At 70.3% G+C, this 26,085-nt stretch carries 27 protein-coding genes; 9 read left to right on the forward strand and 18 right to left on the reverse strand.

Annotated elements, in window-relative coordinates:
- Nucleotides 1-76: 76 nt before the first annotated feature.
- From AB0E24_RS39310 to clpS, 8 genes are all read right to left on the reverse strand, one after another.
- Nucleotides 77-829 carry an MBL fold metallo-hydrolase gene (locus tag AB0E24_RS39310; RefSeq protein WP_079257827.1) on the reverse strand — a complete coding sequence of 251 codons (753 nt, stop codon included), beginning with the start codon at nt 827-829 and terminating at the stop codon, nt 77-79.
- A 189-nt stretch (nt 830-1,018) separates the two neighbouring features.
- Complete coding sequence (locus tag AB0E24_RS39315; RefSeq protein ID WP_069863725.1) at nt 1,019-1,969, reverse strand: PLP-dependent cysteine synthase family protein; 951 nt, start codon at nt 1,967-1,969, stop codon at nt 1,019-1,021.
- Nucleotides 1,969-2,301, reverse strand: coding sequence for a MoaD/ThiS family protein (locus AB0E24_RS39320; RefSeq protein ID WP_069863723.1), 333 nt, complete (start codon nt 2,299-2,301; stop codon nt 1,969-1,971). The genes AB0E24_RS39315 and AB0E24_RS39320 overlap by 1 nt, the downstream gene beginning before the upstream one ends.
- A 92-nt stretch (nt 2,302-2,393) precedes the next feature.
- Nucleotides 2,394-2,510: a putative leader peptide gene (locus AB0E24_RS39325; protein WP_313905793.1), complete on the reverse strand. Its 117-nt coding sequence runs from the start codon at nt 2,508-2,510 to the stop codon at nt 2,394-2,396.
- Nucleotides 2,511-2,601: 91 nt separating this feature from the next.
- On the reverse strand, nt 2,602-3,027 hold the full coding sequence (locus tag AB0E24_RS39330; protein WP_069863721.1) for a M67 family metallopeptidase: 426 nt from the start codon (nt 3,025-3,027) through the stop codon (nt 2,602-2,604).
- Nucleotides 3,028-3,177: 150 nt separating this feature from the next.
- Nucleotides 3,178-4,593 (reverse strand): amino acid permease, encoded by a 1,416-nt coding sequence (locus tag AB0E24_RS39335; protein ID WP_069863719.1) that lies wholly within the window; start codon nt 4,591-4,593, stop codon nt 3,178-3,180.
- A 213-nt stretch (nt 4,594-4,806) separates the two neighbouring features.
- Nucleotides 4,807-5,418, reverse strand: coding sequence for a DUF2017 domain-containing protein (locus AB0E24_RS39340; protein WP_099013906.1), 612 nt, complete (start codon nt 5,416-5,418; stop codon nt 4,807-4,809).
- Nucleotides 5,418-5,729, reverse strand: a complete 312-nt coding sequence (gene clpS / locus AB0E24_RS39345) for an ATP-dependent Clp protease adapter ClpS (RefSeq protein ID WP_069863715.1) — start codon at nt 5,727-5,729, stop codon at nt 5,418-5,420. Before clpS ends, AB0E24_RS39340 begins: the two co-directional genes overlap by 1 nt.
- Nucleotides 5,730-5,811: 82 nt before the next feature.
- Here clpS and AB0E24_RS39350 point away from each other — a divergent pair, with 82 nt between their 5' ends.
- Both AB0E24_RS39350 and AB0E24_RS39355 read left to right on the forward strand, forming a co-directional pair.
- Nucleotides 5,812-7,158 (forward strand): nicotinate phosphoribosyltransferase, encoded by a 1,347-nt coding sequence (locus tag AB0E24_RS39350; protein ID WP_069863713.1) that lies wholly within the window; start codon nt 5,812-5,814, stop codon nt 7,156-7,158.
- A 59-nt stretch (nt 7,159-7,217) separates the two neighbouring features.
- Nucleotides 7,218-7,802 (forward strand): nicotinamidase, encoded by a 585-nt coding sequence (locus AB0E24_RS39355; protein ID WP_079257830.1) that lies wholly within the window; start codon nt 7,218-7,220, stop codon nt 7,800-7,802.
- A 124-nt stretch (nt 7,803-7,926) separates the two neighbouring features.
- On the opposite strand, the gene AB0E24_RS39360 is transcribed toward AB0E24_RS39355, so the two are convergent.
- Together AB0E24_RS39360 and AB0E24_RS39365 are read right to left on the reverse strand one after the other, a co-directional pair.
- On the reverse strand, nt 7,927-8,241 hold the full coding sequence (locus AB0E24_RS39360; RefSeq protein WP_069863709.1) for a hypothetical protein: 315 nt from the start codon (nt 8,239-8,241) through the stop codon (nt 7,927-7,929).
- A 134-nt stretch (nt 8,242-8,375) separates the two neighbouring features.
- Nucleotides 8,376-10,763, reverse strand: coding sequence for an immune inhibitor A domain-containing protein (locus AB0E24_RS39365; protein ID WP_359384406.1), 2,388 nt, complete (start codon nt 10,761-10,763; stop codon nt 8,376-8,378).
- 319 nt (nt 10,764-11,082) lie between these two features.
- Between AB0E24_RS39365 and AB0E24_RS39370 the strand changes: the two genes are divergently transcribed.
- The gene (locus AB0E24_RS39370) at nt 11,083-11,358 is read left to right on the forward strand and encodes a hypothetical protein (protein ID WP_079257832.1); all 276 of its coding nucleotides are present in this window, start codon (nt 11,083-11,085) and stop codon (nt 11,356-11,358) included.
- 46 nt (nt 11,359-11,404) lie between these two features.
- Here AB0E24_RS39370 and AB0E24_RS39375 read toward each other — a convergent pair whose 3' ends face one another.
- The 3 genes from AB0E24_RS39375 to AB0E24_RS39385 all read right to left on the reverse strand — a co-directional run bounded on the left by AB0E24_RS39375 (nt 11,405) and on the right by AB0E24_RS39385 (nt 14,388).
- Nucleotides 11,405-11,911, reverse strand: coding sequence for an RDD family protein (locus tag AB0E24_RS39375; protein WP_069863703.1), 507 nt, complete (start codon nt 11,909-11,911; stop codon nt 11,405-11,407).
- Nucleotides 11,912-11,989: 78 nt separating this feature from the next.
- The gene (locus tag AB0E24_RS39380; protein WP_069863701.1) at nt 11,990-12,565 is read right to left on the reverse strand and encodes an RDD family protein; all 576 of its coding nucleotides are present in this window, start codon (nt 12,563-12,565) and stop codon (nt 11,990-11,992) included.
- 149 nt (nt 12,566-12,714) lie between these two features.
- Nucleotides 12,715-14,388 carry an RDD family protein gene (locus AB0E24_RS39385; RefSeq protein WP_359384410.1) on the reverse strand — a complete coding sequence of 558 codons (1,674 nt, stop codon included), beginning with the start codon at nt 14,386-14,388 and terminating at the stop codon, nt 12,715-12,717.
- Between the two features lie 304 nt (nt 14,389-14,692).
- Between AB0E24_RS39385 and AB0E24_RS39390 the strand changes: the two genes are divergently transcribed.
- Together AB0E24_RS39390 and AB0E24_RS39395 are read left to right on the forward strand one after the other, a co-directional pair.
- Nucleotides 14,693-15,688 (forward strand): helix-turn-helix transcriptional regulator, encoded by a 996-nt coding sequence (locus AB0E24_RS39390; RefSeq protein WP_359384412.1) that lies wholly within the window; start codon nt 14,693-14,695, stop codon nt 15,686-15,688.
- Nucleotides 15,689-15,825: 137 nt separating this feature from the next.
- Complete coding sequence (locus AB0E24_RS39395; protein ID WP_100807096.1) at nt 15,826-16,875, forward strand: NAD(P)-dependent alcohol dehydrogenase; 1,050 nt, start codon at nt 15,826-15,828, stop codon at nt 16,873-16,875.
- Between the two features lie 68 nt (nt 16,876-16,943).
- Here the strand turns inward: AB0E24_RS39395 and AB0E24_RS39400 are convergent, their stop codons facing one another.
- The 3 genes from AB0E24_RS39400 to hppD form a co-directional block, all read right to left on the reverse strand.
- Nucleotides 16,944-18,311, reverse strand: a complete 1,368-nt coding sequence (locus AB0E24_RS39400; RefSeq protein WP_069863693.1) for an FAD-binding oxidoreductase — start codon at nt 18,309-18,311, stop codon at nt 16,944-16,946.
- Between the two features lie 117 nt (nt 18,312-18,428).
- Nucleotides 18,429-19,424 carry a phage baseplate protein gene (locus AB0E24_RS39405; protein WP_232564529.1) on the reverse strand — a complete coding sequence of 332 codons (996 nt, stop codon included), beginning with the start codon at nt 19,422-19,424 and terminating at the stop codon, nt 18,429-18,431.
- Nucleotides 19,425-19,755: 331 nt separating this feature from the next.
- Nucleotides 19,756-20,904: a 4-hydroxyphenylpyruvate dioxygenase gene (gene hppD / locus AB0E24_RS39410; protein WP_069863689.1), complete on the reverse strand. Its 1,149-nt coding sequence runs from the start codon at nt 20,902-20,904 to the stop codon at nt 19,756-19,758.
- Nucleotides 20,905-21,062: 158 nt separating this feature from the next.
- Here hppD and AB0E24_RS39415 point away from each other — a divergent pair, with 158 nt between their 5' ends.
- The 4 genes from AB0E24_RS39415 to AB0E24_RS39430 all read left to right on the forward strand — a co-directional run bounded on the left by AB0E24_RS39415 (nt 21,063) and on the right by AB0E24_RS39430 (nt 23,874).
- A complete protein-coding gene (locus AB0E24_RS39415) occupies nt 21,063-21,530 on the forward strand; it encodes an Lrp/AsnC family transcriptional regulator (RefSeq protein WP_069863687.1) in 468 nt (155 codons plus the stop codon).
- Nucleotides 21,531-21,624: 94 nt separating this feature from the next.
- Nucleotides 21,625-22,221 (forward strand): ArsR/SmtB family transcription factor, encoded by a 597-nt coding sequence (locus AB0E24_RS39420; protein ID WP_232639515.1) that lies wholly within the window; start codon nt 21,625-21,627, stop codon nt 22,219-22,221.
- Between the two features lie 23 nt (nt 22,222-22,244).
- Nucleotides 22,245-22,448 carry a hypothetical protein gene (locus AB0E24_RS39425; RefSeq protein WP_069863683.1) on the forward strand — a complete coding sequence of 68 codons (204 nt, stop codon included), beginning with the start codon at nt 22,245-22,247 and terminating at the stop codon, nt 22,446-22,448.
- Nucleotide 22,449: 1 nt separating this feature from the next.
- Nucleotides 22,450-23,874 (forward strand): MFS transporter, encoded by a 1,425-nt coding sequence (locus AB0E24_RS39430; protein WP_359384416.1) that lies wholly within the window; start codon nt 22,450-22,452, stop codon nt 23,872-23,874.
- Here AB0E24_RS39430 and AB0E24_RS39435 read toward each other — a convergent pair.
- Nucleotides 23,813-24,598: a S16 family serine protease gene (locus AB0E24_RS39435; protein WP_069863678.1), complete on the reverse strand. Its 786-nt coding sequence runs from the start codon at nt 24,596-24,598 to the stop codon at nt 23,813-23,815. The two genes, AB0E24_RS39430 and AB0E24_RS39435, sit on opposite strands and share 62 nt — an antisense overlap.
- Before the next feature lie 142 nt (nt 24,599-24,740).
- Nucleotides 24,741-25,382 (reverse strand): IclR family transcriptional regulator, encoded by a 642-nt coding sequence (locus AB0E24_RS39440; protein ID WP_069863676.1) that lies wholly within the window; start codon nt 25,380-25,382, stop codon nt 24,741-24,743.
- Nucleotides 25,383-26,085 lie beyond the last annotated feature (703 nt).

Genomic DNA, 26,085 nt, shown 5'->3' on the forward strand with positions numbered 1-26,085 from the left:
CGGCATGGTGCCCGCCCGCCGGCTCCCGGGACGGACCGTTCCAGGACGGTCCGTTCCGGGAGGGCCGGGGCTGGGCTCAGACCTCGTACGTGATCCCCGGGGCGGCCAGCTCCACCGGGCCGCCGAAAACCGCCTGTGCGTCGCGCTGGTTGATCTCGGGGTCCGTCCACGGCGGGATGTGGGTGAGCACCAGGGTCCCGACCCCTGCCCGCAGCGCGTGCTCACCCGCCTGGCGGCCGTTGAGGTGCAGCTCCGGGATGTCCTCCTTGCCGTGCGTGAAGGCCGCCTCGCACAGGAAGAGGTCACCGCCGCGGGCCAGGTCCACCAGGGCCTCACAGGGGCCCGTGTCGCCCGAGTAGACCAGCGTGCGGCCGCCGGACTCGATCCGGAACCCGAACGCCTCCACCGGGTGGCAGACTCGCTCGGCGTGGATGGTGAAGGGGCCGATCTCGAAGCCGCCGGACGTCAGGGTGCGGAAGTCGAAGACCTCGCGCATCGACTTCTCGTCGGGCACGTCGTCGTACGCCTGGACCAGCCGCCGCTCGGTGTCCTCGGGGCCGTAGACGGGGATCGCTTCGGCGCGGCCCCCGTCGTGCCGGTAGTAGCGCGCGACGAAGTATCCGCACATGTCGATGAAGTGATCGGGGTGGAGATGGGAGAGCAGCACGGCGTCGAGGTCGTAGAGACCGCAGTGGCGCTGCAACTCGCCAAGGGCGCCATTGCCCATGTCGAGGAGCAGCCGGAAGCCGTCGGCCTCTACGAGGTAGCTCGAGCAGGCCGATTCCGCGGACGGGAACGACCCTGAGCATCCGACGACGGTGAGCTTCATGAAGCAGGAACCTCCTTGAGGGGTCCCCATGCCGAGGGCCATGGGCAGGTGCGGGGGGTCATGCGGTGCCCACGAGCGTAAGGCGCAAAAGCCCAGGCAGCTCCTCCACAGGCCCGCGTTGTGGGCGGAATCACCAGGACGGAGCCGGGTGGCGCCCGGCCCTGCCCCCCGCCGGCCGATCGGCCCGGGCTATGCCCAGAGCTGGCCGTGCAGCGTCTCGATCGCCTCCTCGGTGGTGGCCGCCGTGTAGACACCGGTGGAGAGGTACTTCCAGCCACCGTCGGCGACGATGAAGACCACATCGGCGCTCTGCCCGGCCTTGACCGCCTTACGGGCGACACCGAGGGCGGCGTGCAGCGCGGCCCCGGTGGAGACGCCCGCGAAGATGCCCTCCTGGGCGAGGAGTTCCCGGGTGCGGGCCACCGCGTCCTCGGAGCCGACGGAGAAGCGGGTGGTCAGGACGGACTCGTCGTACAGCTCGGGGACGAAGCCCTCGTCGAGGTTGCGGAGTCCGTAGACGACGTCGTCGTAGCGCGGCTCGGCGGCGACGATCTGGACGTCCGGCTTGTTCTCGCGCAGATAGCGGCCGACGCCCATCAGGGTGCCGGTGGTGCCCAGACCGGCGACGAAGTGGGTGATGGAGGGCAGGTCGGCCAGGATCTCCGGGCCGGTGGTGGCGTAGTGGGCGCCGGCGTTGTCCGGGTTTCCGTACTGGTACAGCATCACCCAGTCCGGGTGCTGCCCGGCCAGCTCCTTGGCCACCCGGACGGCGGTGTTGGAGCCGCCGGCGGCGGGCGAGGAGATGATCTCCGCGCCCCACATGGCGAGCAGCTGACGCCGCTCCTCGCTGGTGTTCTCCGGCATCACGCAGACGATGCGGTAGCCCTTGAGCTTGGCCGCCATCGCGAGCGAGATACCGGTGTTGCCGGAGGTCGGCTCGAGGATGGTGCAGCCGGCGGTCAACCGGCCGTCCTTCTCGGCCTGTTCGATCATATGGAGCGCGGGGCGGTCCTTGATCGAACCGGTCGGGTTGCGGTCCTCCAGCTTGGCCCAGACCCGTACCTCGGAGGAGGGCGAGAGCCGCGGCAGCCGGACGAGCGGCGTATTGCCGACCGCGGCCAGGGGGCTGTCGTACCGCATCAGAGCCTGCCCACCCGTCGCCCGGCCACCACCCCGGCAGGACGGGGCTCCGCCCCGAGAGCCCCACCTGCGACGGCCGGGAGAATCGTCACGCTGTCGCCGTCCGAGAGCTTGGTGGAGATGCCGTCGAGGAAGCGGACGTCCTCGTCGTTCAGGTAGACGTTGACGAAACGGCGCAGCTCACCGCCGTCGACCAGGCGGTCCTGGATCCCGGAGTGCCGGGACTCGAGGTCGGCGAAGAGTTCGGCGAGCGTGGTCCCGCTGCCCTCGACCGCCTTCTGGCCGTCGGTGTAGGTGCGGAGGATGGTCGGGATGCGGACCTCGATGGCCATGTCTGAGCTCCTGTCGGAGGGCGGGATGGGCTCCCGGACCGGAGCGGCCGGGAGGACGTCGTCGAAGGGCGTCGGGCGTCTGGGGCGCGCGCTCAGGCGGCCACGGCGCGGCGCGGACACATCGCGCTGGCGAGCCGGCACAGGTCGACGTGGAGCCGCGCCACGAGCAGCGTGCCCGGCGTCTTCTCGCTCACGTCATCGAAAACCATGGACTCATCGTATCGATTCCCGAACCGGGCTCCGGTAGGCAATCCCGGGATACGGACGGGTAGCGACCGCGATACGAGACCAGGCACCGGTTCAGCCGCCCGGGACGATCTCCACCTCTTCCTCGGTGACCTCACCGTCCACGATCCGGAAGGACCGGAACTGGAAGGGGCCCTCGTCATTGCCGCACTCCGCCGTGGAGATCAGGACGTAGTGGGCGCCGGGCTCATTGGCGTAGGAGATGTCGGTACGGGAGGGGTACGCCTCGGTGGCGGTGTGCGAGTGGTAGATGACCACCGGTTCCTCGTCCCGGTCGTCCATCTCGCGGTAGAGCTTGAGCAGGTCACCCGAGTCGAACTCGTAGAAGGTGGGGGAACGGGCCGCGTTCAGCATCGGGATGAACCGCTCCGGGCGGCCGCTTCCGGCGGGGCCCGCGATCACACCGCATGCCTCGTCGGGGTGGTCGGCGCGGGCGTGCGCGACGATCTTGTCGTGGAGCGCCTGGGTGATGGTCAGCATGAGCACACAATAGGAAAGAAAAAGGGGGCGGCGCGCAGCGCCCTCCATTGAGGGTGGTGGTGGGAGACGGGCGGGCGGGCTCCGGACAGTGGTCCGGAGCCCGCCTACTGAGATGCGGTGCCCAAAAGGCGATACGGATTCGCGGCGGACTTACTTGCGCGCGTACTCCGGCTCCACCGCGTCCGACTGGCCGAGCGGCTGCGCACCGCCGCGGGCCTTGAGGACGTACCAGCCGATCACCAGGCAGACGGCCCAACCGGCACCGATGTACAGGGAGACCCGGGCGTCCTTGTCGTAGGCGACCAGGCAGGTCACGAAGAGCAGGAAGACCACCGCCACCCAGCTGAAGAACGAGCCGCCCGGGGCCGGGAAACTCGAGGCGGGCAGCTGGCCGGCGCGGAACGCGCGGCGGTACCGGATGTGGGCGAACAGGATCATCAGCCAGGTGAAGATACCGCAGGCCGTGGACACCGAGGTGACGTAGGTGAACGCCTTCTCGGGGACGACGTAGTTGAGGAGCACGCCGATGCCCATGAAGAGGACGGAGAAGGTGATGCCGAGGGCCGGGGACTTGCGGAGGTTGAGCCGGGCGAAGATCCTCGGCCCCTCACCGCTGGTCGCCAGGTCGCGCAGCATCCGGCCGGTGGAGTACATGCCGGAGTTACAGGAGGACAGGGCCGCGGTCAGGACGACGAAGTTGACGATACCGGCGGCGAGGGGGATGCCGATCTTGGAGAAGCCGTGCACGAAGGGGCTCTCGCCGGCCGAGAACTCGGTCCACTTGACGACCGCCAGCAGCACCGTCAGCGCACCCACGTAGAAGATGATGATGCGCCACGGCAGCGTGTTGATCGCCTTGGGCAGGGTCCTCTCCGGGTCCTCGGACTCGCTCGCGGTGACGCCGACGAGCTCGACGGCGAGGTAGGCGAACATCACGCCCTGGAGGGTCATCAGGCTGTCGCCGATGCCGTTGGGGAAGAACCCGCCGTGCGACCAGAGGTTCGAGGCGGCGGCGGTGTCACCGGCGTCGGAGAAGCCGAGGGTGAGCACACCGAGGCCGATCACGATCATGCCGATGATCGCGGTGACCTTGACCATCGAGAACCAGAACTCGATCTCACCGAAGACCTTGACCGAGATCAGGTTGACCCCGAAGAGCACCACCAGGAAGACCAGGGCGCTGACCCACTGCGGGATCGAGGGGAACCAGAAGTTGATGTAGATGGCGGCGGCCGTGAGCTCGGCCATGCCGGTCACCACCCACAGCAGCCAGTAGGTCCAGCCGGTCACATAGCCGAAGAACGGGCCCAGGAACTCCCGGATGTATTCCGCGAAGGAGCCCGAGGACCGCCGGTAGAGGAGCAGCTCACCGAGCGCTCTCATGATGAAGAAGACGATCACACCCGCGAGGGCGTACATCAGGATGATGCTCGGGCCGGCCTTGGCGATGTTCGCCCCGGCGCCCATGAACAGGCCGACGCCGATGGCGCCGCCGATCGCGATCATCTGGACCTGGCGACTGCCAAGGCCCCGCTCATAGTCCTCTTCAGGAGCCGCTGAGGTCATTTTGCTGCGCCTTTCTCCCTGTGGCGGCTGGTCTGGCGATCGTGAAGATTTACCACGGCCACGCCATCGATCGAGCGGGCCACGTGTGGCACAGACCACAGGAAGAAGTGGACAAAAGTTACCGCGCTCAACAAAGTTGATGAGCGCGGTGATGCGATCGTTATCCGGAGTTGAGCATCCTCTAAACGAACACTCAGTAATTGTCGGAGGAGATCATTCCGGCATCAGCGTCTCGACGAGGGTCTCCTGGAGCCCCCCGAGCCAGAAGTACGCCATGACCATCGGCTTGCGCGGATCGGAGTCCGGCAGCCGCAGCAGCTCACCGCCGTCGTCCTCGTCGCTGACCTCCAGCCGGGTCCCGATGGCCAGCCGCAGGTCGTTGAGGGCGCCCAGCCACTGCCGGGACCTGTCCGGCGCCAGCTCCAGCACGGCCGGGCCGCCCGCGGACGGTCCGGGGGTCAGCGCGTCCAGGTCGCGCACCACCGTCAGGACGTCCTCGCGCTTGCGCGCCCGCAGGTCGTTCTCGGTGAAGCGGCGGAACTCCGCGGACGCCTCACGCGCCGCCTTCTCCTCCCGCGGCCCCAGCTCCTGGTCCGGGGGGCTGTAGGCGTCCGGGAACAGCCGGGCGAGCGCCGGATCGGCGGGCGGCTTGCTGGGGCCGTCGGCGAAGAGCGCGTCCAGCGGGTCGCCGCCCCCGGCGGGCTGGTCACCCGGGCCGATCAGCTCGGCGAGCTGCATGGCCAGGCTGCGCAGGATGGAGATCTCGACCTCGTCCAGCGTGATGGCGGCGCCGCCGTCGGGCAGCGGTTCGAAACGTCCCGACATCAGCGCTCCTGCTGGAGGGTCGCCCACAGGCCGTAGCCGTGCATCGCCTGTACGTCGCGCTCCATCTCCTCGCGGGTGCCGCTGGAGACGATCGCGCGACCCTTGTGGTGGACGTCGAGCATCAAACGGTGCGCCTTGTCCTTGGGGTAGCCGAAGTAGCTCTGGAAGACGTAGGTCACATAGCTCATGAGATTGACGGGGTCGTTATGGACCACCGTCACCCAGGGAACGTCGGGCTCGGGCACCGACATCGGTGCCTCACGGGATTCAGGACGTTCGATCTCCACGGGCGTGACACTCACACGTCCCATGCTGCCACCCGGTACGGGCCGTCGCATAAACCGGCACCACATCTCGTCACTCTGACGAGTACGGGAGGTAGCATCGTCAACCATGGACACTGCGGACTTGGGACTGCCGGTGGACGTGCCGTCGACCGCACTCTTCACCGACCGGTACGAACTCACCATGTTGCAGGCCGCGCTGCGGGCGGGCACCGCCGACCGCCGCTCGGTCTTCGAGGTCTTCACCAGGCGCCTCCCCGAGGGCCGCCGCTACGGTGTCGTCGCGGGCACCGGGCGGGTGCTGGACGCCGTCGAGAACTTCCGCTTCGACCGCGATGTGCTGGACTTTCTCGCCCAGCAGCGGATCGTGGACGAGCGGACCGTCGACTGGCTCGCCGACTACCGCTTCCGCGGCGACATCTGGGGCTACCCCGAGGGCGAGGTCTACTTCCCCGGCTCGCCGATCATGCGGGTGGAGGGCACCTTCGCCGAGGCGGTGCTGCTGGAGACCGTCATCCTCTCCATCCTCAACCACGACTCCGCGGTGGCCGCCGCCGCGTCCCGGATGTCCACCGCCGCCGGCGACCGGCCGCTGATCGAGATGGGCGCCCGCCGCACCCATGAGCTGGCCGCCGTCGCCGCCGCCCGCGCCGCCTACGTGGGCGGCTTCACCACCACCTCCGACCTCGCCGCCGGATTCCGCTACAACATCCCCACCGTGGGCACCAGCGCCCACGCCTTCACCCTGCTGCACGACAGCGAGCGGGACGCGTTCATCGCGCAGGTCCAGGCGCACGGCAGCGACACCACCCTGCTCGTGGACACCTATGACGTCGTCGAGGCGGTGCGCAGCGCCGTGGAGGTGGCCGGGAAGGACCTGGGCGCCGTGCGGATCGACTCCGGCGATCTGCTGCTGCTCGCCCACCGGGTGCGCCAGCAGCTCGACGAGCTGGGCGCCAAGAACACCAGGATCGTGGTGACCAGCGATCTCGACGAGTACGCGATCGCCTCGCTGGCCGCGGCCCCCGTGGACGCCTACGGGGTGGGCACCCAGCTGGTCACCGGCAGCGGCCACCCCACCTGCTCGATGGTCTACAAGCTGGTGGCGCGGGCCGGTTCGGACGATCCGGGGGCGCCGCTGCTGCCGGTGGCCAAGAAGTCCATGGGCGCCAAGAGCTCGGTGGGCGGCCGCAAATGGGCCGCGCGGCGGGTGGACGAGCACGGTGTGGCCGAGGCCGAGGTGGTCGGCACCGGGGAGGTCCCCGGGGAGCTGGCGGACCATCAGCTGCTGGTGGAGCTGGTGCGCGGCGGTGAGATCGTGGCCCGGGAGCCGCTGGACGCGGCGCGGGACCGGCACAAGGCGGCCCGGGCCGGGCTGCCGCTCTCGGCCACCCAGCTCTCGCGCGGGGAGCCGGTCCTCCCCACCGAGTACCTGCGGGCCCGGGGCGGGTCATGAGCGGGAACGCGGGGCACGCCCACTGCCGCAATCGACGTGAAGTGTCTACCCTCGGTGACATGCACCGGGCACTGATCGTCGTCGACGTCCAGAACGACTTCTGCGAGGGCGGAAGCCTCGCGGTGACGGGGGGCGCGGACGTCGCCGCCGCGATCACCGATCTGATCGGGGAGGCCACGCCCGGTTACCGCCATATCGTCGCCACCCGTGATCACCACATCGACCCGGGCGATCACTTCTCGGACAACCCGGACTACGAGCACAGCTGGCCGGTGCACTGTGTCGCGGGCACCGAGGGCGTCGGCTTCCACCCGAACTTCGCGCCCGCCGTCGCCTCCGGCGCGATCGAGGCGGTCTTCGACAAGGGCGCCTACCAGGCGGCGTACAGCGGTTTCGAGGGCAGCGACGAGCACGGCACCCCGCTCGCCGAGTGGCTGCGCCGGCGCGAGGTGACCGAGGTGGACGTGGTGGGCATCGCCACCGACCACTGTGTGCGGGCCACCGCGCTGGACGCGCGCCGCGAGGGGTTCGCGGCGCATGTCCTGCTGGACCTGACCGCGGGCGTCTCCCCCGGCACGACCGAGCGCGCCCTCGGGGAGCTGCGGGCGGCCGGGGTCGAGCTCAGCGGCAAGCCGGTGGTCTGAGGGCACCGGCCGGTCGTCGCCCGAGGCAACCTGGCCCGTTGAGTCCGGCGGCCCCGTCCGAGGGCGCTGGGGGCGCTCTGGGCGCCTCCCAGCCTCCCCCTGGACCCCGGCCCTGGCCCCGGCGCTACGAGGCCGGGGCCGGCGGTCTGAGAAGGGCGGCGATCGGATGCCAGAGCTCCCCTCCGTGATCCGGCGCGGTGCGCCAGACCAGCCCCTCGGGATGGTGCAGCACCGCCGTCACCTCGTCGGGTGTCGGCGGCGCGCTGTTACCGCGCAGATAGACGGCGCGAAGCCCGAGATTGCGCAGCCTGGTCAGGGCGCGCTGGCGATTCGCGGCGTGTACGAGTACGCGGACGCCGCCGTCGCCCAGCGGGCGCGGCAGCGTCAGTGCGACCACCACGCTGCCGCCGGGCAGCTTGGTGAATCCTCCATCGGCCATTGCGGGTCATGTCCCCCGTGAGACGTCGTGTCAACAAGAAGGTCGTAGGGGCATCTAAACGCTAACGGCCGCCGCCCGCTAGGGGGCGACGGCCGCTACCGCTCTGACCTGCGAAGACGCAGACTGGTGTGGATCTAGGAGGCGGACGGTCCCACCTGGACGGTCATCGTCGAGCCGCCCGGGAGCTCCTTGCGGATCTTGATCCGGGTGTTGGTGTCAGCAACCTTCACACTGCCGGTCGGGTTGCTCTCGTCCCAGTACGTCCCCTTACGGTCGTCGAAGACCGAGATGCCGGTCTTCGGCTTCACCTTGGCGGCCTTGCCGTCCTTGTGCAGTGTGAAGCCGTCCGAGGGGAGCCGGCTGAAGGGCGAGTCGTACGCCTGGATCCGGTTGCGCATCAGCGTGCCGTCCGCCCACTTCTCGACGCCGGGGTGCGCGTCGATCGGCAGGATCTGACCGCTGCCCGGGTGGACGCCGACGTTGTTGTCCGGCTGCGAGGTGTCCCACTGCCAGATCAGCAGCCCGTTCTGGTACGGGAAGTGCTCGACCCAGTTGGGCCGGGTGGAGGGCCAGCCGAAGTTGTACGGACCGGTCTTCAGGGTGGTGTCGTACGACACGTACTGCCGGTTCTCGGCGATGTAGTACTGCGGGTAGTCCTTGCTGAAGGACTTGCCGATGCGCGAGAAGCCGTTCGCGGTCCAGCCGTTGTCATCGCCCTCGGCGCCGTCGCTGAAGACCGGGGCGCCGTCCGCGGTCAGGGTGATCGCGTCGGCCGCGAAGCCCTTCTGCGCCACACCGCCGTCGGTCTGGTAGCGGAAGCGCAGGTCGACCTTCTTGCCCGCGTAGGCGTCCAGCGGGAAGGAGAGCTTCTGGTACGCCCCCGAGGTGCCGGTCAGCGCGGGCTTGTCACCGGCGTCGCGCGGGATGGCCTTGCCATCGGCGGTGCCGTCGACGGGCGTCCAGTTGGCGCCGCCGTCCGTGGAGACCTCGGCGTAGAGGTAGTCGTAGTTGTCCTCGATGTCCCACCAGCCCTGGAGGTCCAGGCTCGCCTTGGACTTGCCGGTGAGGTCCTCGGACCGGGTCAGGGTGTTCTTCAGGTCGTCACCCATCCCGCTCCACCACTGCTTGGTGCCCTCGGCGGGGGCGACCACCTCGGTGGTGACGGGCTTGGCGGGCAACTCGACGACCAGCGCCTGCTTGTCCTTGGTGTTGTACTCGGCGACCCCGAGGGTGTGGGTGGACTTCTTACCGGCCTTGGCCGTGGCGTAGTTCAGCCACCCCAGCTGGAGCTTGTCCCAGGCGCCCATGTCGCCGGGCAGATCGCCGATGGCGTCCTTACCGGTGCCGAGCCAGGAACCCGAGGACATCAGCGACCAGTAGGCGACGGACGACTCACCCTTGCCGGTGGTGTCGTACTCGTCCGGCAGGCCCAGGTCGTGGCCGTACTCATGGGCGAAGACGCCGAGGCCGCCGTTCTCCGGCTGCATGGTGTAGTCGCCGACCCAGATGCCCGTGTCGCCGATCTGCGCGCCGCCCGACTTGTTGTCGGCCGGGCCGGTCCTGCCCGCGTCGGTGCCGTACGCGTACCAGCGGTGCGCCCAGATCGCGTTCTCGCCCTGGACGCCGCCGCCCGCGGACTCGTCCTCACCGGCGTGGACGATCTGGAAGTGGTCGATGTAGCCGTCGGGCTCGTTGAAGTTGCCGTCGCCGTCGTAGTCGTAGCGGTCCCACTGGTCGTACTGGGACAGGTCCGCCTTGATCTGCGCGTCGGTGCGGCCGGCCGCCTTCTGGTCCTTGGCCCACTGGTTGACGCCGTCGCGGATCAGGTCCCAGGCGTTGGCGCAGTTGGTGTCGCCGCAGTAGTTGGAGCCGTAGCGGGCCTCGTTCCAGTCGACCTTGACCCAGTCGGAGACCTCGCCGTCCACGGAGTAGCGGCCCGAGGACTGCTTCTCGTAGTACTTCTTCAGGGACTGCTTCTTCTTGTCCGAGGAGAAGTAGAGGTCCTGGAAGTGCTCGCGGTTGAAGTCCTTCTGCCAGTCCGTGCTGTTGTCGTCGGCGCGGTCCGGCTCGGCGATGGTGTTGTGCGCCGGGCCCGGGTCGCCGCCGTACTTCTTCACCGGCGGCTCGGGGCCGTCCCCGTCCGGGTCGTACATGGTGGTGTCGTCCACCTTGTCGCCGAACTCGACCAGGATGGTGAAGATCTTGTCGGTCTTCTCCCGGGCCAGCTCGACGTACTTGCCCTTGCCCAGCTTCACCACCTTGGACGCCCCGCGCGTGGTGGCCCGGGTGTCGCCGGAGATGACCTGACGCAGCGCCTCCTGGCGCTGCGCTTCCTGCCGCTTGCTGTACGGGCCCTCGAGATCGTGCTCGACATCCGTCTTCGCGGGCGCCGGGTCATGGCGCTCGACACGCGTAGACGGTGCGTCCGCCTGAGCCATTCCGGTTGAGAGTGCCGCCGCTCCGAGCGCGGCCACCACTGTGGCTATGGCGGCCGATCTGACCGTCCTCCGTTGGCTGTTCACTCGCTCAGTCCTCCCCTTTCCACGCCAGTGCCGGACATTTGACCGGAGTGGCAGGAGAAAAGACAGACCTTGACTTGGACTGATGAGACAAGTACGTTCTGCGATCCCGGCGTTCCGTTTAACGGACGGCAACGGGCGCGCCCCGCACGCCGGTTGGAACACCCGGTGATTCCGTGCGCCCCCTGTGCAACGGCGTCGTGGGTGAGGTCACGCTTACTTCCGTTCCCCCAGGGCATTCACCACCGTAGAGTCAGCGCTGACGGTGCACATCAGCCCGACTCATGCCCCCTGCATATCGCCCCCGAGGACGGATCCCGTCATGCCGCGTCCGACTCCTGCACAGCTCGTCTATGGTTCGGCCACCGTCGTTCTCTCGACCTTCGCCATGCTGCTGCTGTCCCAGACCCGATCGGGGCTCGGCGTGGGGGTGGTCACCGTGGTCGGGCTCGCGTCCGGGCTCCTCGTCGCACTCACCGTGCCGGTGGCTCGGGTGTCCCGCACCAGCCGCACCAGCCGCACCGTCCGCACCAGCCGCCCCATGACGGGGTCGGAGCGCGCCCGCACCCGGGCGCACGCCGACTCGATCCACGGCTGACAGCGACCACCACGGTCGGCGGCACAGCGGCTCACCGCACGGCGGCTCACTGCACGGCTGACACCACGACGGTCCGTGCGGCCTTGTCGTGCAGACAGCGCTGGAACGGCTTGTCCCACAGCAGCGATGCCGAGTTCACCAGCCAGAACACCGTGCCGATCAGCAGCGGGATCAGCATCCCGGGCAGTACGTAGACCGCCGCGCGGACCCAGCCCTGACCGGCCGGCACATTCCCGTCGGACAGCATCGCCACCCGGATGCGCAGCGCCTTCTTGCCGAGCGTCTGTCCGCTGAGGGCCAGCATGACGCCCTCGTAGACGAAGTAGAGCGCCATGGTGATCACCAGTGCGGCGGTGACCTTCCCCATGTGCTGCTCGCCCGGGTGGTCCATCGTGTACTGGAGCGCGCCGGTCGATATGAGCGCCACCGTCCAGATCGCGCCGAGGATGACGATGTCGACGAGCCGGGCGGCGAAGCGCTGACCAGGGGTGGCCAGCGGGGGCATCCCTGGGGGGAACATCTGTGGGGGCGAGGGCAGCGGATCGGGGGCCATGCCCCGATTACATCAGCGCCCCCGGTGGACCGGAAGCTCAGGGTGGCTTCGCCGGGGGCCGAGGGGGTGCTCAGGGGCTCAGGGAACGGCCGAGACCACGAGGGTCTTGGCCGCCTTGTCGTGCAGACACTGCCGGTAGGGCCGGTCCCAGGTGCACCACAACACATTGATCAGCCAGAAGAAGAAGCCGCAGCAGGGCACGATCTCCGGCAGGGCGTACACCGCGGCCCGCACCCAGCCCGCCTGACCGACCGGGGGCTGACCGTTCTCCAGCATGGCCACCCGGATCTTCATCGCCTTCTTGCCGACGGTCTGGCCGTCCCGGGTCAGCATCAGCCCCTCGTAGAGGAAGTAGACCAGGACATAGACCAGCGTGACGGTGGTCGAACGGGCGCTGCCGTCGATCGGGTCGTAGCCGCCCGCGATCGCGGTCACCACCAGCCCGACCGGGATGCCGATGAGCAGCGCGTCGATGATCCGGGCGATCAGACGGCGGCCGAGGTGCGCGAGCGGCGGCATCCCGCGGTACGGCTCGGCTCCGGCGGTGTGGTCCTCGTACGGGGAGCCGTTCGCCCGCGGATATTTCGCGAACGGGTCGCGGCTGTCCCCGTCCCGGGGCTCATCGGGCCCGGGGGGCGGCTGGTCGGTGCTCATGGCCCGAGTCGACCCCGGAGCCGGGGCTGTCGCATCCGGCGCGCCCCGTTCGGGCGACCGGGATCGTCCATCCGCCTCAGCCGAGGCGGATGTTCGGTCCGGGGAAGGGCCGCCGGGGCAGAAGGGGCGGCCGGGGCGGAAGGGGCGGCTCAGGTGGCGGACGCGACGAAGGTACGGGCCGCCTTGTCGTGCCAGCACTGCCGCCAGGGGCGGTCGAACAGGCACCACAGCACGTTCAGCACGCCGATGACGAGCACCCCCAGCACCGAGTAGAGCAGCCAGCGGCGCAGCGCGGCACCGAACGACGGCTTGTCGTGCCCCTCGATGTCCAGCACCCGCACCCCGCACAGCCGCTTGCCCAGGGTGCGGCCCCACTTGGCGGTCGGCAGCGCCTCCAGGACGACGCCGAGGACGAGCAGCAGACCGAGGACGATGGCCAGGTAGCCGCTGGTCGTGCCGTCCAGGAAGTAGACCGTGACGGTCTCGCCGCTCTGCTTGGCCGTCTCGACCTTCTCGTCGATGTGGTCGCTGGCCTTGCCCCACAGCGGGAACGCGACGGCGCCGACGATGCCGAGCAGCACGGCCGTGTCGACCAGCCGGGCGGCGAGGCGGCGGCCGAGCGGGGCGGGCCGTCCCTCGGCCTGGGCGGCCCGCAGGAAGGGGTTGTCGACGGGCGGCTTCCAGGGGATGACGCCTTCGGGCGCGCCCTGCGGCGGGCCGGGCTGCTGGGCGAACTGGTGCTGGGGCCCCTGCTGCGGCCAGACCGGGCCGCCACCGCCCTGGGCGGGGATCCCGCCGAAGGGCTGCGGGGGCTGGTGCGGCTGCGGGGGCTGCTGGGCCTGGTGCGGCTGGGGAGGCTGCTGAGGCTGGTGGGGCTGGTGCGGGGGCTGGGCCGGGGGTGCCGCTCCGGCGCCCTTGCGCGAGCCGCGGCGGCCGATCGCCCGGATCGCCATCGTCCCGTCGTCGCGGCCGGGCGCCTGGTTCCGGCCCTGGCCCTGCCCCTGACCCGTCGTGGGCGCCGCTCCGCCGCCCTGCCCCACCGCGCGGATCGTCATCGTCCCGTCGCCCGCCACGGGCGGCGTCTCCCCCTCGTCCGCCGGGGGCAGTTCCGGGGCCCGGCGCACCGGCGGCAGGGCCTGCGTCGAGCGGTCCGCCGTCCGTCCGCTCCCGCCCGCGCGCATCGTCAGCGTGCCGTCGTCGCGACCGCCGCCCTCACCCGGGCCCGCGCTCCGCGGATCGGGCACCCCGGGCCGCAGCCCGCCACCGGGCTGTCCGCCACCGGCCCGGGGGTCGCCGGGGGCGTCCGTCTCCGAGCCCCAGGAGATCCGGCGGTCCTGCTCCCCGCCGAACCCGCCCTGCCGGGAGGCGTCCGCCTGCCAGGCCGACCCGGCCTCGGGGCGGGTGCCGTACAGCCGCTGCGGGTCGTTCCAGTCCACGGACGCCGGGACGCCGCCGGGCGGCACCGGCTGGGCCCCGATACCACCGGCCGCCGCCTCGGGCGCCCCGCCCGCGCCCCGGACGTCCATCTCGGCGCTCCGGCGCAGCTCGGGCAGTGCGCTGCCGGTCTCCTCCGCGGCCGACGGCGCCGGGTCCTCGTCCAGGAACATCGGGCCCGTCTCGTCCGGCGGCGGGCTGATCACCTGGGTATGGGTGACACCGGGCGGCGGCGCGGGCATGGCCTCGCCCTCGGCCGGGGCGGGACGGCTGGTGCCGGGCACCCAGGCGGCGCCGTTCCAGTACCGGATGTAGCCGGGGATGGACGGATCAGGATAAAAGCCAGGGATGGAGCTGCCGTCCGCGGATCCTGAGGTAGGGGCGCTCATGATCTCCGATGTCCCGTATCTGCTCGGCCGTGCTGTACTGCGCTGCGCCTTTGCGGTGCCTCGCGGTGAGGGTGGGCGGTAAGCAGTTTGCCGTACAGGAGCCGCAGTGCAACCCGGAGCGCGCTGTCAAGGTCTATCAGACCGGTCCAACGCCTCCAGCCCACAGCTTCCCGCCACCACTCTCCCGTGCGAGCCCCACGAAGCCGTACGAGCGGCCACGGCCCACCTGGCCCCGCCCGGCCTAGGTTCAGCAGACCTACTTTGGCACGCTCAGGTGCCTTTTCCGTTGCCAATACTGGAACCCATGGACCGCAATACCGAGCTCAGTGAGTTCCTGCGGAGCCGCAGGGCCCGTCTGGGCCCCGGGGACGCGGGCGTGCACGTGAGCAACGACAGCCCCCGCCGGGTCCCGGGGCTGCGCCGGGAGGAGCTGGCGCAGCTGGCCGGGGTGAGCACGGACTACTACACGCGTCTGGAGCAGGGCCGCCATCTCAATGTGTCGGAGGCGGTGCTGGACGCCGTGGCCCGTGCGCTCCAGCTGAACGACACCGAACGCGCGTACCTCTTCGAGCTGACCCGGCCGCGCCCCCGGCGCACAGTGCGCCGCCGGCCGCCCCGCGCCCAGCGGGTGCGGCCCGGGGTGCATGCGCTGCTGCGCACGCTGGACGGGGTCTCACCGGCCTTCGTCCTCGGGCGCAGGGGCGATGTCCTGGCCTCCAACCGGCTGGCCAGGGCGCTGATCATCGACTTCGAGGCGCTCCCGTACCACGAGCGGAACATGGCCCGCTTCATGTTCCTCGACGAGGCGGCCCGTTCGCTGTGGCCGGAGTGGGAGACGGTCGCGGCGGAGATGGTGGCCTCCCTCCGGCTGGAGGCCGGGCACCATCCCGAGGACCCCCGGCTGACCGAGCTCGTGGGCGAGCTCACCATCAAGAGCCCGGAGTTCCGCACATGGTGGGCGGACCACAACGTCCGTGAGAAGACCCACGGCGTCAAGCTCTACCACCATCCGGTGGTCGGGGACATGACGCTGGCCTACGAGAACGTGATCGTCCCCGGCGATCCCGACCAGGCCCTGTGCATCTACACGGTCGAGCCCGGCTCCCCCTCCGAGGCGGCCCTGCGGCTGCTGGCGAGCTGGACCGCGACTCCCTCGGCCGATCCTTACGCGCCCCGTTCCGAAGGGGCCCCTTCCGACGGGTCCCGCTCCGACGGGTCCCGCTCCGACGGGTCCCGCTCCGACGGGTCCCGCTCCGATGCGCGTCCTTCGCGGGGGCCGTCCTCCGACGTTTCCCCCTGATCCCACCCATCACCCCTTCACCCCTACCTCCCGATTCGCGCGATGAGCACCATTCGCCCGACCACCCCTACCCCCGCCTGCCCTCTCATCCAGCACATTCCTCGCGTTCTTCGCATTCCTCCCAGGGAGACATCTCTATGACCACCAGCGTCACCGCCTACGCAGCCCCCGCTCCGAAGGCCCCGCTGGAGAAGACCACCATCGAACGCCGCGCACTGCGCGAGCACGACGTACTGATCGAGATCGCCTACGCCGGTATCTGCCACTCCGACATCCACCAGGCCCGCGAGGAGTGGGGCACCGCCCTCTTCCCGATGGTGCCCGGCCATGAGATCGCCGGTGTGGTCGCCGAGGTCGGCCCCGGTGTCACCAGGTACGCCGTGGGCGACCGGGTCGGCGTGGGCTGCTTCGTCGACTCCTGCCGCGAGTGCGAGAACTGCCTCGCGGGCGAGGAGCAGTTCTGCCTCAAGGGCGAGGTGCAGACGTACAACGCCACGGCGTACGACGGCTCCCCCACCTATGGCGGCTACAGCACCCACATCGTGGTGGACGAGAACTACGTCCTGCGCATCCCCGAGGGGATTTCGCTGGACATCGCCGCCCCGCTGCTGTGCGCCGGGATCACCCTCTACTCCCCGCTGGCCCACTGGAACGCCGGGCCCGGCAAGAATGTGGCCATCATCGGCCTCGGTGGCCTCGGCCACATGGGCGTGAAGATCGCCCATGCGATGGGCGCCGAGGTGACCGTGCTGAGCCAGACGCTCCGTAAGAAGGACGACGGGCTGCGGCTGGGCGCCGACCACTTCTACGCCACCGGCGACGAGGCCACCTTCACCGAACTGGCCGGCACCTTCGACCTGATCGTCAACACCACCTCGGCCAACCTCCCGCTGGACGGCTATCTCTCGCTGCTGAAGCGGGACGGCACGCTGGTGCACGTGGGCGCGCCGGAGAACCTCAGCGCCTTCAACCAGTTCTCGCTGATCGGGGCCCGTAAGACGATGGCCGGCTCGAAGATCGGCGGTATCCGGCAGACGCAGGAGATGCTGGACTTCTGTGCCGAGCACGGGCTCGGCGCGGAGATCGAGCTGATCGACGGCGAGCAGATCAACGAAGCCTACGACCGCGTCGTGAGCAGCGATGTGCGGTACCGCTTCGTGATCGACATCGCTTCCCTGAAGGCGTGATCGACGCCGCCTCACCGGCGGCGTGATCAGGCCGAGGCCGTCCGGACCACCCCCGGGTCCGGACGGCCTCAGAACAGCTTGCCGGGGTTGAGCAGGCCCAGCGGATCGAAGACCTGCTTGATACCGCGCTGCAACTCCACCCCCACCGGCCCCAGTTCACGCGCCAGCCACTCCCGTTTGAGGACGCCGACGCCGTGCTCACCGGTGATGGTGCCGCCCAGCTCCAGGCCCAGCGCCATGATGGCGTCGAAGGACTCACGGGCGCGCCGGGACTCATCGGGGTCGGCCGCGTCGAAGCACACCGTGGGATGGGTGTTGCCGTCCCCGGCGTGGGCGACGACGCCGATGGTCAGGTCGTACCGCTCGGCGATGGCGGCCGTGCCGTCGATCATCTCGGCGAGCCGGGAGCGGGGCACACAGACGTCGTCGATCATGGTGACGCCCTTGACCGCCTCCAGCGCCGGAAGCGTCATCCGACGGGCCTGGAGCAGCATGTCGGACTCGGCGGCGCTCTCGGCCGGAACCACCTCCGTCGCCCCGGCCGCCGTGCACAGCTCGGCGACGGCGGCGAGGTCGGGGGCCGGGTCCGGGGTGTCGAACGCCGCCATCAGCAGGGCCTCGGTGGACTCCGGCAGGCCCATGTTCCCCATCGCGTTGACCGCGCGGACGCTCGTACGGTCCATGAGCTCCAGCAGCGAGGGCGCGTGGCCGCGCTCCATGATCCGGCAGATGGCGTCGCAGGCGGACGCGGTGGAGGGGAACTCGGCGGCGAGGACCAGCTGTTCGAGCGGGGCGGGCTTGAGGGCGAGGACCGCGCGGACGACGATGCCGAGGCTGCCCTCGGAGCCGACGAAGAGCCGGGTCAGGTCGTAGCCCGCGACTCCCTTGGCGGTGCGGCGGCCGGTCGTCAGCAGCCGGCCGTCGGCGAGGACGACATCGAGCCCGAGGACGTATTCGGCGGTGACGCCGTACTTCACACAGCACAGCCCGCCGGACGCGGTGCCGATGTTGCCCCCGATGGTGCACTGCTCCCAGCTGGAGGGGTCCGGCGGATAGTAGAGGCCCTTTTCCATGACCGCGCGGGACAGGGTCGCGTTGATCACGCCCGGTTCGACGACCGCGATCCGGTCCACCGGGTTGATCTCCAGAATGCGGTCCATCTTGACCAGGGACAGCACGATGCAGCCGTCGGACGCGTTGGCCGCGCCCGACAGACCGGTGCGCGCGCCCTGGGGCACGACCGGGACGCGCAGCGCGGTGGCGGTACGGCAGACGTGCCGCACCTGCTCGACCGTGCGCGGGAGGACGACCACGGAGGGCGCGCCCGCCTCGCAGAAGCTGGCCATGTCGTTGGCGTAGGCACCGGTCACATCGGGGTCGGTCAGCACCGCCTCCTCGGGGAGGCCCTCCCGCAGCAGCTCGATGAGGTCCGTCATATCTCCAGACTCGCACCCGGGAAGCGCCCGGGGAAGATCGCGGGAGCGTACGGATTACCTCGGGGAACCGCCGGGAGGGCCGTGGGGAAGGCCGTGGGGTGGCGGGCTTCGTGGGCGCTACTGCGCCTTGAAGTAGACGCTGACCTTACGGTCCCCTGCGGCGCCCGAGGCGAAGCCCATGCACAGCCGGCGGGGGCTGGACAGCTGGACGGCCATGCCCTCGGGCTCGCGGTAGCCCAGCGAGTAGGCGGCCTCGGTACGGGCGCGCTGGACGAGCTCACCGGTGCGCAGATCGATGCACGAGACATAGGTGTTGCCGTGGCCGGAGGGCGGGTTGGCGCCGCCCTCGTCGGTGTAGGCGGTGCCGGTCATCTGGTAGGCGTAGTCGCCGAGGACCGTGAAGCCCTGGAAGACCTCGCCGTCCTCGACGCCGGTCTGGGGTATGTCGTCGTACACGGCGGTGTAGTCGCCCGCGCTGACCCCGGAGAGGCTCATCAGCCGGTAGCGGGCCTCGCCGTCGAGGCGGTAGCGCAGCAGCAGCCGGCGGTTGAGCATGTCGACGGCGGGCTGGTTGCTGGTGGAGCCCGCCACGGGGCGGTGCTTGACCAGCGAGGACGAACCGGACGACAGCACGGTGCCGTCGGCGAACTTGAAGCGGCTGATCGCGCGCCCATAGCCGGAGTCGGGGTTGGCGTCCGTCTCGGTCCACAGATAGGCGGTGGAGCCGACCGGCTCACAGCCCATGGCGACACCGTGCCCGAATCCCTTGAGGTACATCGAGCCCAGCTTCGCACCGGCGAGGGAGAGCTTGGTGACGCACAGATCGCCGTGGGCGGCGCGGTCGGCGCCGGAGACGGGGGCGGACTCCCCGCTGAGCTGGATACCGCCCTCCATCAGCTGGACGGTGTAGAGATGCCCGTTGATGTCGTCGAACGCGAAGGACTGCACCACGGTGGAGTTGTGCGGGGTCTTCTCGCGGATCAGCTGGGTGGAGGGCACCGACAGCTCGAACCGGCCCCCCGCCACGGTGGCGGCCCCGGCGCGGGCGGCGAAGGCGCCGAGCGCGCCGGCGGCGGCGACTCCCCCACCGAGGGTGAACCTACGCCTGGTCAAACGCCCCGCAGTGTACTTTTCCGTGTGCATTGATACTCAACAACTCCCGTGTGAACACGCCGTGTTGGAGTGAACAGATCGCCGTGAGTGTAGACCTTGGGGAAGCGCTCCCATTCAGGTGTTCGCTTTTTCTGGCATCAGCGGCGCAGGTGCACGGGAGTCGACGGGATTTGACCGGAATTGAGGGAGGGGACGGGCGGGGCCGTGCCGATACGGGGCGGGCTGCCGTGCCGATACGGGCGGGGCCGCGCCGACGCCGTCAGGCCGCCGAGCCGACGCGGGCAGACGGGCGGGCCGTGGCCCGCCTGCCCACGCGGCGGTCGCGTGGCGGTCAGAGGTTGCCGCGCTTGGCCTGTTCGCGCTCGATCGCCTCGAACAGCGCCTTGAAGTTGCCCTTGCCGAAGCCCATCGAGCCATGCCGCTCGATCAGCTCGAAGAAGACGGTCGGCCGGTCCTGGACCGGCTTGGTGAAGATCTGGAGCAGATAGCCGTCCTCGTCCCGGTCGGCGAGGATCTTCAGCTCACGGAGGGTCTCCAGCGGGACGCGGGTGTCGCCGACCCACTCTCCCAGGGTTTCGTAGTACGAGTCCGGGGTGTCCAGGAACCGCACCCCGGCCGCGCGCATCGCCCGCACCGTGGCGACGATGTCGTTGGTGGCGAGCGCGATGTGCTGGACGCCGGGGCCGCCGTAGAACTCCAGGTACTCGTCGATCTGGGACTTCTTCTTACCGACCGCGGGCTCGTTGAGCGGGAACTTCACCTTGCGGGTGCCGTCCGCCACGACCTTCGACATCAGCGCGGAGTACTCGGTGGCGATGTCGTCGCCCACGAACTCCTTCATATTGGTGAAGCCCATGACGTCGTTGTAGAAGCGGACCCACCGGTCCATCCGGCCGAGCTCCACATTGCCGACGCAGTGGTCGATCGCCTGGAAGTTCCTGCGCGCCACCGGTTCGACGATCGGCTCGGCCTCCTCGTAGCCGGGGAGGTACGGGCCGTCGTAGCCGGTGCGCTCGACGAGGGTGTGACGGGTGTCGCCGTAGGTGCGGATCGAGGCCACGACCACCGTGCCGTGCTCGTCCTTGAGCTCATGCGGCTCCTCGATCCCGGAGGCGCCGTGCTCGACGGCGTACGCGTACGCGGCGCGCGCATCCGGCACCTCGACCGCCAGGTCGATCACGCCGTCGCCGTGCTCGGCGACATGCTCGGCCAGGAAGCGGCCCCAGGCGCTCACCGGTTTGATGACGGAGGTGAACACGAAGCGGGCGCTGCCGGAGACGAGGACGTAACTGGCCGTCTCCCGGCTGCCGTTCTCCGGGCCGGAGTAGGCGACGAGCTTCATACCGAAGGCGGTGGCGTAGTAGTGCGCGGCCTGCTTGGCGTTTCCGACGGCGAAGACGACCGCGTCCATCCCCTTCACAGGGAACGGGTCGGCGTGCCGTGCGTCTCCCTGCTGCATCATCTCTGTCGTCTCAGTCATACTTCGCAGCGTCCCCCTATGGCTCAAGGTGCGCAACACTTCGCGAAAATGCTGGTCAGTGTGTATAGGTAGAGCCTGCCGCGACAGCGCATCCTGTACAGGGTGACTACCGTCACAGAGAACGCCTCAGGAGAACCCGGAGCCCAAGGGGGGACCGCATGGGAATCGACGCGCTCGACGCCCGGCTGATCGAGCTGCTCGCCGAGGAACCGCGGATAGGAGTGCTGGAGGCGTCGCGCCGCCTCGGCGTCGCCCGTGGTACGGCACAGGCGCGGCTGGACCGGCTGCGGACGCAGGGGGTGATCCGGGGCTTCGGGCCCGATGTGGACCCGGCGGCGCTCGGCTATCCGGTCACCGCGTTCGCGACGCTGGAGATCAAACAGGGGCAGGGGCCTGATGTACGGGCTCATCTGGCGACCGTCCCGGAGGTGCTGGAGCTGCACACCACCACGGGCCACGGCGACATGCTCTGCCGCCTGGTGGCCCGCTCCAACGCCGATCTCCAGCGGGTGATCGACCTGGTGGTGGGGTTCGAGGGGATCGTCCGGGCCTCGACGGCGATCGTGATGGAGAACCCGGTTCCGCTGCGGATCATCCCGCTGGTGCGGCAGGCGGCGCGGGACTGAGCATCGAGGTCCGGGGAGCCCTTGAAGCGGATCCAAAGACTCCGTTGCAAAGAAGATGTTGCAACTGAGTCTTTGCATGCTTAGGCTGCCGCGCATGGCAGAGAACGAACAGCCTGTGTCCGACGAAGTCCGAGTACTCGACCCACGCTCCCTGCGCGGCCTCGCGCATCCGCTGCGAATGCGTCTGCTCGGTGCGTTGCGCGAGTACGGACCGGCCACCGCGTCCCAACTGGCCGACAGATTGGGCGAGTCCAGCGGCGCCACGAGCTACCATCTGCGACAGCTGGCCACCCATGGCTTCGTCAAGGACGACCCGGAGCGGGGCAAGGGGCGGGAGCGGTGGTGGAAGGCGGTGCACAGGGGTACGCGCTGGAACGCCGAAAAGTTCCTGGCCCACCCCGACCCGGCCGTGCGGGGAGCGGTGAACACCGCGTTGCACGAGGTGGCCACCCAGCACACGCAGGAGATGTCCACCTTTCTGGGCACCCTGCACGACTGGTCGGAGGAGTGGCGGATCGCCTCGGACCTCAGCGACTTCTATATGCGCCTCACCCCTGAACTCGCCCGCGAAATGCGCGACAGGGTGCACGAAGTGATCGAGAGCTACCGCGAGAAGGAAGTGGACCGGGACACCGAGGGCTCCGCCCCGTACCGCGTCCATCTGCACGCCTTCCCGCGCGACGAGGACTGACCGATTCCTGGGGGGAACCACATATGTACGGCGACGACATCCATCTGTGGCTGCACCACATACGCGCCGAGGAACTCCACCGCGAGGCCCGCGAGGCGCCCCGTTCCCGCCCCGCCCGCGCCGGGGTGTTGCGCGCCCGGGTCGGCTGGACGCTGGTGGAGGTCGGGCTGCGGCTGGCCACCCCACGGCTGCCGCAATCCGGTCTGACCGCCCGGTTCGACCACTGACATGGACTCCGACGACAGAGGAGACAGATCGCGCCGGGGGAACAGCGGGGGCCGGAACAGCGGGGACCGAAGACCTCTCTTACTCGTCCTCGCCGCCAACACCGTCTCCATCGCGGGCAATTCCCTCACCCTGATCGCCGTCCCGTGGTTCGTCCTGGAAACCACGGGCAGCGCCGCCAAGGCCGGGCTGGTGTCCTTCTGCGCGACCCTGCCGGTGGTCGTGTCCGCCGTCATCGGCGGGCCGGTCATCGACCGGATCGGCCGCCGACGGGTGTCCATCGCCTCCGACTCGCTGTGCGGGGTAGCCGTCGCCGCGATTCCGGTGCTGCACTTCGCGGGTCTGCTGCGGTTCTGGCAGCTGTGCGCGCTGATGGCGTTCTCCGGGCTGCTCCACGCACCGGGCGAGACCGCCCGCCAGGTGCTCGTCCCCGCGCTGGCCGAACGGGCGGGCACCACCCTCAGCCGTGCGGCCAGCTTCTACGACGGGGCCTCGCGCGGGGCCCGGATGATGGGCGCGGCGCTCGGCGGGCTGCTGATCGCGCTGCTCGGCCCGCCCGCCGTGCTGCTGCTGGACGCGGCGACGTTCGCGGCGTCCGCACTGCTGATCATGGCGGGGCTGCGCGGGCTGCCCGCCGCCGCGCCACGGAAGCCCCTCGTACCGGTGTCCGCGCGCGCCTACCGCGCGGAGCTGGCCGAGGGGTACCGCTTCCTGCTGCGCCATCGGCTGCTGCTGGCCATCGTGCTGATGGTCATGGTCACCAACGGGCTCGACCAGGGCCTGTCCTCCGTGCTGCTGCCCGTCCACGCCGAGCGGCACCTGGGCGGTTCGGTGGAACTGGGGCTGCTCACCGCGCTGTTCGGCGGCGGTGCGCTGGTGGGGGCGCTGCTGTACGGGGCGGTGGGCGACCGCTTTCCGCGCCGGACCGTCTTCGCGGTGAGCTTCCTGGTGTGCGGGATGCCGCGCTTCCTGGTCGCCGCGTTCGTCCCCGGTGTGTCGCCGCTCGCCGTGACGATGGCGGCCAGCGGGGTCGCGGCGGGGATGCTCAACCCGATCCTGACCACGGTGACGTACGAGGCCGTACCCGATGAGCTGCGCAGCCGGGTCTCGGGGGCGCTCACCGCGGGGGTGTGGGTGGTGATGCCGCTCGGCGGGCTCGCGGCCGGCTGTCTGGTGGAGGGGGTGGGGCTGACCGCCGCCTTCCTGGTGACCGGCGGCGTCTACTTCCTGGCCACGCTCAGTCCGCTGGTCTTCCCGGCCTGGCGCGGGATGGATGTGGGGACTGCGGCGGACGAAGGCGCGGCCGCGGACAAGGGGACAGCGATGGACAGGGAGACGGCGGTGAGCAAGGAGGCTGCGGTATCGCTCAGCAGTGCGGGACGGCTCCGCCCGACCGCAGCGTCCGCAGAGCCGTCACGGCACCCTTGAGGGTGGTGACGGGGATCAGCCGCAGCCCCTTGGGCAGCTCGGCCGTGGCGTCGGCGCATTCGGCCTTCGGCACCAGGAAGACCGTGGCGCCGTCGCGCTTGGCGGCCTGCGTCTTCAGCGGGACCCCGCCCACGGCCCCGACCTTGCCCTTGGCGTCGATGGTGCCGGTGCCCGCGATCGTCCGACCGCCGGTGAGATCGCCGCCACGGCCGTCGCCGTCCAGCTTGTCGACGATGCCGAGGGAGAAGAGCAGCCCGGCGCTCGGACCGCCGACGTCGGCGAGGCGCAGGGTGACCTTGACCTCGCGCGGGGAGCGGTGGAGATAGCCGAGCGCGGCGGTGGTGGCCGAGGACTGGGACTTCTCCATCTCCTCGGCGTTGTGCCGCTCGATCTCCTTGGTGGTGCCGCCGACGTAGACCGAGTCGTGCGGCATCACCGCGCGGTCGGTGGCGAACCAGCCGCTGATCACGTCCTTCAGCCGGACGGTGGCGTCCGGGCCGGTCGCCAGGATCGTCGTCATCCGCAGTTGCCCGGTGGTCTTACGGGTGCCGGCCCCCGAGACGCTGATCACCTGCTTGCCGCGGTTGGCACCCAGGACATTCACGGTCGAACCGGGCTGGGCCACGGTGAACGGCAGCGGCGCGAACACGGCCACCGCGAGCAGGGCGAGCACGGGCGCGGAGCAGAGCGCGAGGAGGCGGGCGCGGGGGGAGACGGCAGGCATGGTGCGAATCTAGTTGACCGCCGGGACGCATGAGGCGCCGCCCCGGCCCCGGGGGCCGCCGGACGGCGCGTCGCCATGCCCTGGACACCGCCGTGTCCTGAATGCCGCCACGCCCCGGGCCCCACGCGCCTACGGCGCATGCTCAGCTCAGGGCGTCCGAGACCTCCCGGGCCGCGTCCACCACGCGTGGGCCGACCCGCTCGGGCACCGAGTCGCAGAGCATCACGACCCCGACGCTGCCCTCTATCCCCGTCACCCCGATGAGTGGGGCCGCCGCGCCGCTCGCGCCCGCCTCCAGTTCGCCGTGGGTGAGGGCGTACCCGGGGTCGTCGGGGCGGCCGGCGCGGGCGGCGAGGATCGCGCGCCCGGCGGCGCCCCGGTCGAGCGGATGCCGGAATCCGGCCCGGTAGGCGACGTGGTAGTCGGTCCAGGTCGGCTCGACGACCGCGACGGCGAGCGCCTCGGTGCCGTCGACCAGGGTGAGATGGGCGGTCGCGCCGACGTCCTCGGCGAGGGAGCGCAGCGCGGGCAGCGCGGCCTCCCGTACGAGCGGATGCACCTGGCGGCCCAGTTGGAGCACGCCGAGCCCGACGCGCGCCCGCCCGCCGATGTCCCGGCGGACGAGGGAGTGCTGCTCGAGGGTGGCCAGCAGCCGGTAGACCACGGTGCGGTTGACGCCGAGCTTGTTGGACAGCTCGGTCACGGTCAGCCCGTGGTCGGTGTCGGCGAGCAGTTTGAGGACGCGCAGTCCCCGGTCGAGCGTCTGAGAGGTCTCCGCGGTCACGACGCCCCCTCCTCGGTGATGAGTGGCGGCCCTTCGTGAGGTGCCCCGCCGGTCCCGACGACGGCGCGCGAAGAGGCCGCCGGTCGCGGTGGTCACGCACCGGCTGCGCTCCGCGGCGGCGCTGCCACGGGGCGTGTGCGTGCCCGAACGCTAGCGAGCCGGTCCGTTTTGCGGAAGGGTTTGTCCAGAATCCGAGCGGACCTGCCAAAGTGTGCGACATCTGCGCACCCCAGATCACCCCGGTTCGCCCGGGTTCGCGAGGAGGGTCTGCGACCGGTTCATGAAATTTTTCGAAAGGGGGTTGCGCAGTACGAGCCGCCTGCGGCGGGCCGCTCCCCTCCCCGCCCCTTCCCGAAACCGGGGCTCCGCCCCGGACCCCGGGACCACGCGGAGACGCCGCAGAAAGGAGCGGCAAGAGGCCCCCGGTCGAGCTTTGCCCAGCCCCCGAGCCCCAGAGGCGAAGCCCTGGAATCGGGAAAGCGCGGCGAGGCGAAAAGCCACCCGACACGCCACCCCAGCCACCAAGACCCACCACCCTGACGCGCCAACCCACCACGGGGCATCCGGGGGCTCCCCCGAACCCGGGGCCTGAGGCGAAGCCCCAGGAATCGGGAAGGCCCGGGGACGGGAAAAACCGCCCGATGCGCCACCCCACCAAGCAGTACCCGAAGGCTCCAACCCCGGACCCGGGGTCTGGGGCGAA

This window comes from Streptomyces malaysiensis subsp. malaysiensis (assembly GCF_040653035.1).
GTDB lineage: Bacteria > Actinomycetota > Actinomycetes > Streptomycetales > Streptomycetaceae > Streptomyces > Streptomyces malaysiensis.